Here is a 7,756-nt window from a genome sequence, read left to right on the forward strand (position 1 = left end):
GGTCAGCGCAGCGTGGCGCTGGCGCCCGCCCGGGAACCCCTACGGCTGCGGGTGTTTCTCGACCGCTCCTCCATCGAGGTGTTCGCCGCAGACGGCAGCTTCAGCCTCAGCAGCCGCATCTATCCGCAGCCCGGCAGCCTCGGGCTGAAGCTGTTCGGCGCCGGCAGCGGGCGGGTGGCGATCCACCAGGCCTGGCACCTGGCCTCGGGCTGGGTGGACAGCCCGTGAACACGCGTGCACCTGCTGCGGCCGCCTCCGGCTGCCCGTCGCGGCAGGCGGCGGCGCTGTGGCATGATTCGCGACTCACCCTGCCTGGTTGGTTTGCATGACTTCAGTAAAAGACGTTGCACGGCTAGCCGGCGTGTCCCTGATGACGGTTTCGCGGGCGCTCAACAGTCCCGAGAAGCTAAGCCCCGAGACCTACCAGCGGGTACGCCGCGCCATCGATGAACTGCAATTCGTGCCCAGCATGTCGGCGCGCAAGATCCGCGGCGACAACCTGCAGAGCCGAACCATCGGCGTGTTCGCGCTGGATACCGCGACCACACCGTTTGCGGTCGAGCTGCTGCTGTCCATCGAGCGGACCGCGCAACAGGCCGGCTGGAACGTGTTCGTGCTCAACCTGCTGAGCAACCCACCCAGCGAGCAGAGCATCGACCTGATGCTCTCGCACCGTCCCGACGGCCTGATCTTCAGCGCCATGGGGCTGCGCCGGGTGAGCGTTCCCGAGCGGCTGAAGAGCAAACCGCTGATCCTGGCCAACTGCCAGGCCGAGGACAGCAGCCTGGTCAGCTACGTGCCGGATGACGAAAGCGGACAATACCGCGCCGTGCAGCATGCCCTGAGCCAGGGCTATAGCCGCCCCCTGTGCATCAACCTGCCGAACCAGAGCCTGGCCTGGGAACTGCGCCAGAAGGGCATGCAACGGGCCTTCCGCGAGTTCGGCCTGGCGCCCGAGGCGCTCCTGCAGTACGACCTCTCGGCCCATGACGCCTATGGCGAGACGCTGACGATCCTCGACCGGCACATCGTCGAGGGCCGGCCGCAGTTCGACATCCTCATCTGCGGCAACGACCGCATCGCCTTCTGCGCCTATCAGGTGCTGCTGGCCCGCGGCCTGAAGATCCCCGCTGACGTCGCCGTGCTCGGCTACGACAACATGATCGGCATCGCCGAGCTGTTCCTGCCGCCGCTGACCACGGTGCAACTGCCCTACTACGAGATCGGCCAGCGCGCCGCGCGTCACCTGATCGAGGGCCTCGACCTATCCGGGACTCAGCGGGTGGACTGTCCGCTGGTCATCCGCGCCTCGCTTTGATGGCGCTCTGCACGGGCGCTTGGAGACAGTCGCAGTAGGCGGGAGTTTTTTCACAGCCTCTCAGAGCAGGCTCAGCTGCGCGCCCGGCGGGCAGAACTGCGAGCAGTCCAGGCCCTGGGTATCGCGGCGATCCAGGCCCAGTTTGCGGCTGGCCAGGCGAAAGCGCTGGGCCAGCAGTTCGGCGAACGGGCCTTCACCGCGCATGCGGCTGCCGAAGCGGCTGTCGTAGTTCTTGCCGCCGCGCGACTGGCGGATCAGGCTCATCACATGCACGGCGCGCTCGGGAAAGTGCGCCTGCAGCCACTGCTCGAACAGCTCGGCGATCTCCAGCGGCAGGCGCAGCAGCACATAGCCGGCCGAGCGCGCGCCGGCATCGCGGGCGGCCTCGAGCAGGCGCTCCAGCTCGCTGTCGTTGATCAGCGGAATCATCGGCGCACAGATCACCCCGACCGGCACCCCGGCCTCGTGCAGCGTGCGCATGGCGCGCAAGCGTGCCCCCGGCGAGGCGGCGCGCGGCTCCATGATGCGTTTCAGTTCGTCGTCCAGGGTGGTCAGGCTGAAGGCCACGCTGACCAGGCGCTGGCTGGCCAGCTCACTGAGCAGATCGAGGTCGCGCAGGATCAGCGAACCCTTGGTGATGATGTGCAGCGGATGCTTGTAGCGCAGGAGAATCTCCAGGGCCTGGCGGGTCAGGCGCTGCTCGCGCTCGATCGGCTGGTAGGCGTCGGTGTTGATGCCCAGGGCGATCGGCTGCGGTACATAGCCGGGCTTCTGCAGCTCTTCCTCGAGGCGGCTGGCCAGGTTGGTCTTGGCGATCAGCCTAGTTTCGAAATCGATGCCCGGCGACATGTCCCAATAGGCGTGGCTGGGCCGGGCGAAGCAGTAGACGCAGCCGTGCTCGCAGCCCCGATAGGGATTCACCGAACGGTCGAAACCGACATCCGGCGAGTTGTTGCGGGTGATCACCGTCTTCGCCAGTTCGCTGCGCACCTCGGTGGCGCGCGACGGCGGCGTCTCGTCCTGAAACCAGCCGTCGTCCTCGGCCAGCGAACGGGTCGGGGCGAAACGGTTGTGCGGGTTGCTGGCGGTAGCGCGACCGCGCGGCGGCAGGGAAACGGACATGGGGCGACTCCGACAGAATACTGTATATAAATACAGTTATTCTGCCTGATCACCAAGTACCAGCCGTCGCCTGCCGGCCCAGGCCGTCGACCCCATGGCCATGGGCACGGCCTGTGGCAGCCGCTTTCCATCCGCCATCGCGTTCATCGCTCCCAGGCTGGCGCCTGGGCACGCCGCCCGTAACGCTGGGCGTCAGCGACGAAGCCAACACCTGAAAACCGCGGCGCCGGGCGACAGCAGCGGTTAGCCCCTGCGGGCTTACTCGGTCGGCTTCTTCAGCTTGGGATTGGGGAAGAACTGCACCGCCTGCACCTTGGGGTCGGCCGCCTTGGGTTTCAGGCCGCTGACGTTGACCCGGGTCGGCAGCTCCCTGGGCACCGAGTTGCCGCGTTCATCCAGGGTATCGGCGTAGCCACAGGCCACGCATTCGCGGTGCGGCACGCCGTCTTCGTCCCACATCTGGATCTTGTCCAGCTCGCTGCACGCCGGGCATACGGCGCCGGCGATAAAGCGGCGCTTGCTGACATTCACCGGTACGTCGCTCATGCGGCCTCCCGGCTCAGGCCCAGATGACGCAGCAGCGGGTCGATGCTCGGCTCGCGGCCGCGGAAGTCGACGAACAACTCCATCGGTTCGCGCGAGCCGCCACGGGCGAGGATCGCCTCGCGGAAGGCGCGGCCGGTGTCGCTGTTGAACACACCCTCTTCCTCGAAGCGCGAGAAGGCATCCGCCGACAGCACTTCGGCCCACTTGTAGCTGTAGTAACCGGCCGCGTAACCGCCGGCGAAGATGTGCGCGAAGCTGTTGGGGAAGCGATTGTAGGCCGGCGGGCGCAGCACCGAGACTTCGTCGCGGATGCCTTCGAGTACCTCGAGCACGCTGCGGCCGTCGCCATGGGTGGCGTGCAGTTCGAAGTCGAACAGGCTGAATTCCAGCTGGCGCACCATCATCAGACCGGACTGGAAGTTCTTCGCCGCCAGCATCTTGTCCAGCAGGTTCTGCGGCAGGGCGTCGCCCGTTTGGTAGTGACCGGAAATCAGCGCCAGGCCATCGGGCTCCCAGCACCAGTTCTCCATGAACTGGCTCGGCAGCTCGACCGCATCCCAGGCCACGCCATTGATCCCCGACGCGCCGGCATGCTCGACCCGGGTCAGCAGGTGATGCAGGCCGTGACCGAATTCGTGGAACAGGGTAGTGACTTCGTCGTGGGTCAGCAGCGCCGGCTTGTCGCCGACACTAGGCGTGAAGTTGCACACCAGGTTGGCCACCGGGCTGATTAGCTTGCCCGAGGTGCTGCGCCGCTTGTCGCGCGCGCCGTCCATCCAGGCGCCGCCGCGCTTGTTGGCGCGAGCGTAAAGGTCGAAGAAGAAGCGCCCGACATGCTCGCCGTGCTCCTTGATCTCGAACAGGCGTACATCCGGGTGCCAGGCGTCGAACCCGGACAGCTCCTCGATCTGGATGCCATAGAGCTTCTCGACGATGGCGAACAGGCCGCCCAGCACCTTGTCGACGGGGAAGTAGGCGCGAAGGATTTCCTGGGAAATGCTGTAGCGCTGCTCGCGCAGCTTCTCGCTGTAGTAGCCGACATCCCAGCTTTGCAGGTCGCGGCAGCCTTGCTCGGCGGCGAAGGCTTGCAGCTCGGCCAGGTCCTGGGCGGCGAACGGCTTGCTGCGCACCGCCAGGTCACGCAGGAAGTGCAGCACCTGGTCGGTGGACTCGGCCATCTTGCTCGCCAGGCTCAGCTCGGCGTAGTTGGCGAAACCCAGCAGCTTGGCCAGTTCCTGGCGCAAGGCGAGGATTTCCAACATCACCGGGCTGTTATCATGCTGGCCGGCATTCGGCCCCTGATCGGAGGCGCGGGTGCAATAGGCGGCATACACCTCTTCGCGCAGGGCGCGGTCGTCGGCGTAGGTCATCACCGCGAAATAGCTGGGGAATTCCAGGCTGATCAGCCAGCCGTCCAGGCCCTTGGCCTCGGCCGCCTGGGCCATCTGCGCCTTGGCCGAATCGGTCAGGCCGGCCAGCGCTGCCTCGCTGCTGACCTGCTTGCTCCAGGCCTGGGTGGCATCGAGCAGCTGGTTGGAGAAGCGGCTGCCCAGCTCGGAGAGCTTGCTTTGAATGGCGCCGAAGCGCTGCTTCTCGGCCTCGGGCAGGTCGATGCCGGACAGGTGAAAGTCGCGCAGGCTGTGCTTGAGGATGGTCTGCTGGGCGACGTCGAACCCGGCCGCCTCGGGGCTCGCGGCCAAGGCATGGTAGGCCTCGTACAGCGCACGGTTATGGCCCAGCTCGGTCGAGTACTCGGACAGCTTGGGCAGGCAGGTCTCATAGGCCGCACGCAACTCGGCGTTGTTGCACACCGCATTGAGATGGCTGACCGGGCTCCAGGCGCGGCCAAGACGATCATTCAATTCGTCGAGCGCCAGCACCAGCCCGTCCCAGCTCGGCTGGTCGGCCTGACGGTTGAGCAGATCGGCGATGGCCGCACGGTTGTCGGCGAGAATGCTATCGATGGCCGGCTCGACGTGCTCCGGGCGAATGGCGGAGTAGGGCGGCAGGTCGAAATCTTGCAGCAGCGGATTGTTCGCAGTCACGGTGGCACCTTGGCTAATTCGGGCGGCGTCGAACGCGCCGTAATGGCCGCTATCTTAATACAAGCCAGGCCCGCAGCCGCAGCAAAGCGCTCTATCGGCGCGATTGACCTGACGGCGGCACATCGCCGCGCCCCCGGCCGCGACGCTAGCCCTGGTAACACACCAACTGGTCGCGGCCACCACGCTTGGCGGCGTAGAGCGCCTCATCGGCAGCGGCGAAGAGCTGTTCAGGGCATTCGAAAGGACCATCGGCCAGGCTGGCCAGGCCGATGCTCAGGGTCAGGGGCACATCACCCTCGACCAGGTTGGCCAGTTCGCGGCGCAAGCGTTCGGCCAGCACCGTGGCGTCCGCCGCGCTGCTGTTGGGCATGATCACGGCGAATTCCTCGCCGCCGTGGCGGCAGGCAATGAACGGCTTGCGCACCTCGCATTGCAGCAGCCGCGCCACTTTCTGCAAGGCGCGGTCGCCGGCCTGATGGCCGTGGTTGTCGTTGAAGCGCTTGAAGTGGTCGATGTCCAGCAGCAACAGGCTGAGCGGCCGGCCGAGCTGACGCGCCATCTGCAGCTCCTTGTGCATCTGACCGTCGAAGTGGCGGCGATTGCACAGGCCAGTCAGGGCGTCCAGATAACTGCTGCGCTTCAACTCGCGCACCCGGCTACCGAGGGCCAGCGACAGCAGCACCATCTCTATCAGCGAGCCGAGCTGGAAGGCATTCTGCGTCAGCATATTGTGCGGCAACCAGCCGAAGGTCTTCAGCATGTAGATCAGCACCCCAACCAACAACGTGGACCAAGCCAGCAGGTAGTAGCGGGCCGGGCGTGCACCGGCCAGCAGCGCGAGCACGCCGAGCAGCAGCAGCTGCAGGGTGATGACCAGGGTCAACCCGGCAAACGGCTGGATCAGTTGGCCATAGCTGAACTCGGGAATGCCCAGCATCAGTAGGACGCACAGGCCCTGCAGCACCTGGCTGAGCCGATCCAGGCGCGGTGCCAGCTGGCGGGTGGCGAGGATGTCGCGGGCGAACTGCAGCGCCCAGAGCAGCGACAGGCCGAGCAGCAGCAACAGGCTGTCGTTGGCCAGGCGCGGGCTGTCCGGCCAAAGGAACTGGTAGCTCAGGCCGTTGTGCACGGCCATGTACAGGCCGTAGCAGCTGACGTACAGCAGGTAGAAGAAGAACGCCCGGTCGCGCACCACCAGGAACATGAACAGGTTGTACAGCACCAGCGACAGGAAGGCCCCGTAGTAGAAGCCGTAGGCCAGCTGCTCCAGGCTGATACGCTCGAACAGTGTCTGCGCCGAGGACAGGCCCAGGCCGATGTTGATCGGCCCGGCCGAGGCATAGCGCAGGTAATAGCTCTGTTCACTGTAAGGCGGCAGGTCCAGGCTGAAGATGAAATCGCGATGGTGAATCTCGCGGCTGGCGAATGGCCGCCGGTCGCCAGTGTTGCGCACCTGCCAGCTGCCATCTGGTTGAGGGCTCCAGAAATCGAGCCAATCGATCAGCGGATAGTCCTGGCGCAGCATCAGGTGGCGGATTTGCGCGGAGGGGTTGCTCAGGCGCACCCGCACCCACCAGGCCGAATGGCTGAAGCCGAAGTTGGCCGACTCGGCCTGATTGTCGCGGAACTCCATGGCCTGAACCTGCTCCAGGCTGAGCTGACCACTGGGGTCCTCGAGCAACTGCAGATGGGGCGCCAGGTTGACCGTCTCGCCCTGCTGAGGCAGAACCAGCGCGCGCACCTCGGCCTGAACCAGCCCGAAACACAGCCAAAGCGACAAGCCGGCCAGGATGCGCCAGGCCGCCGCCCTTACGCTCAATAGATCCCCCACCACCATCGAAAACCTGACCTTGCGTCTGCGTGCCCCTCCGTCAACTAGGAGGAAGCTTTTTGCCGCATTCTGCCAGCGTAAATGGCCTTGAGACATCAATTTCTGGCGAGCGGCTCCACTCGCCAGACCGGCGTTATCGGCCAGAGTTGATTACACTCATGCATAAACTAGCTCGGGAGACTCCCATCGTGGCAATCCGCAGTTACCAACAGTTCACCCCGCAGCTCGGCGAGCGGGCCTTCGTCGATGTCTCGGCCGTGGTTATGGGCGACGTGGAAATCGGCGCCGACAGTTCGATCTGGCCGCTGGTGGTGATCCGCGGCGACATGCACAGCATCCGCATCGGCAACCGCACCAGTATCCAGGATGGCTGCGTGCTGCACATCACCCACGCCGGGCCCTTCAACCCGCGCGGCTACCCGCTGAATATCGGCGACGACGTGACCATCGGCCACAACGTCACCCTGCACGGCTGCAACATCGCCAGCCGGGTGCTGATCGGCATGGGCAGCATCATCATGGATGGCGCGGTGATCGACGAGGAAGTGGTGCTCGGCGCCGGCAGCCTGGTCACCCCCGGCAGCCACCTGGAAAGCGGCTACCTGTACGTCGGCAGCCCGGCGAAAAAAGCCCGCGAACTGACCGAAAAGGAACGTAGCTACTTCCGCTACAGCGCCGACAACTACGTGCGTCTGAAGGATCAGCACCTGATGGAAGGCTATACCAGCTGATGAAGCGGGGCGGCATTTCTGAGCTGCCTTTGCGGCAGTGAAGCAGCCGTGCATGGTGGATAGCTGGGTGGAGTGTTTCTGAGCTGCCTATGCGGCAGTGAACTTCATCGCGGATAAGTTCTTCCCGAACATCCCTTTCTGAGCTGCCTATGCGGCAGTGAAC

General features: G+C 65.3%; 7 protein-coding genes. 3 read left to right on the forward strand and 4 right to left on the reverse strand.

Annotated features, from left to right (window positions below):
* Positions 1 to 228: GH32 C-terminal domain-containing protein (locus tag ABZE94_RS18515; RefSeq protein ID WP_372877251.1), on the forward strand; the 228-nt coding region annotated here is incomplete at its 5' end.
* A gap of 97 nt (positions 229 to 325) precedes the next feature.
* On the forward strand, positions 326 to 1,318 hold the full coding sequence (locus tag ABZE94_RS18520) for a LacI family DNA-binding transcriptional regulator (protein ID WP_372877253.1): 993 nt from the start codon (positions 326 to 328) through the stop codon (positions 1,316 to 1,318).
* 60 nt (positions 1,319 to 1,378) lie between these two features.
* Here the strand turns inward: ABZE94_RS18520 and ABZE94_RS18525 are convergent, their stop codons facing one another.
* From ABZE94_RS18525 to ABZE94_RS18540, 4 genes are all read right to left on the reverse strand, one after another.
* Positions 1,379 to 2,440, reverse strand: a complete 1,062-nt coding sequence (locus ABZE94_RS18525; protein WP_372877255.1) for a PA0069 family radical SAM protein — start codon at positions 2,438 to 2,440, stop codon at positions 1,379 to 1,381.
* A 258-nt stretch (positions 2,441 to 2,698) separates the two neighbouring features.
* Positions 2,699 to 2,986, reverse strand: coding sequence for a YheV family putative zinc ribbon protein (locus ABZE94_RS18530; RefSeq protein ID WP_372877257.1), 288 nt, complete (start codon positions 2,984 to 2,986; stop codon positions 2,699 to 2,701).
* Positions 2,983 to 5,031, reverse strand: coding sequence for an oligopeptidase A (gene prlC / locus ABZE94_RS18535; protein ID WP_372877259.1), 2,049 nt, complete (start codon positions 5,029 to 5,031; stop codon positions 2,983 to 2,985). The genes ABZE94_RS18530 and prlC overlap by 4 nt, the downstream gene beginning before the upstream one ends.
* Before the next feature lie 145 nt (positions 5,032 to 5,176).
* Positions 5,177 to 6,868, reverse strand: coding sequence for a diguanylate cyclase (locus ABZE94_RS18540; protein ID WP_372877260.1), 1,692 nt, complete (start codon positions 6,866 to 6,868; stop codon positions 5,177 to 5,179).
* 182 nt (positions 6,869 to 7,050) lie between these two features.
* On the opposite strand from ABZE94_RS18540, the gene ABZE94_RS18545 reads away from it, so the two are divergent.
* Positions 7,051 to 7,593 (forward strand): gamma carbonic anhydrase family protein, encoded by a 543-nt coding sequence (locus ABZE94_RS18545; RefSeq protein ID WP_372877262.1) that lies wholly within the window; start codon positions 7,051 to 7,053, stop codon positions 7,591 to 7,593.
* Positions 7,594 to 7,756: the final 163 nt, after the last annotated feature.

The organism is Pseudomonas sp. (assembly GCF_041601375.1).
Lineage (GTDB): Bacteria > Pseudomonadota > Gammaproteobacteria > Pseudomonadales > Pseudomonadaceae > Aquipseudomonas.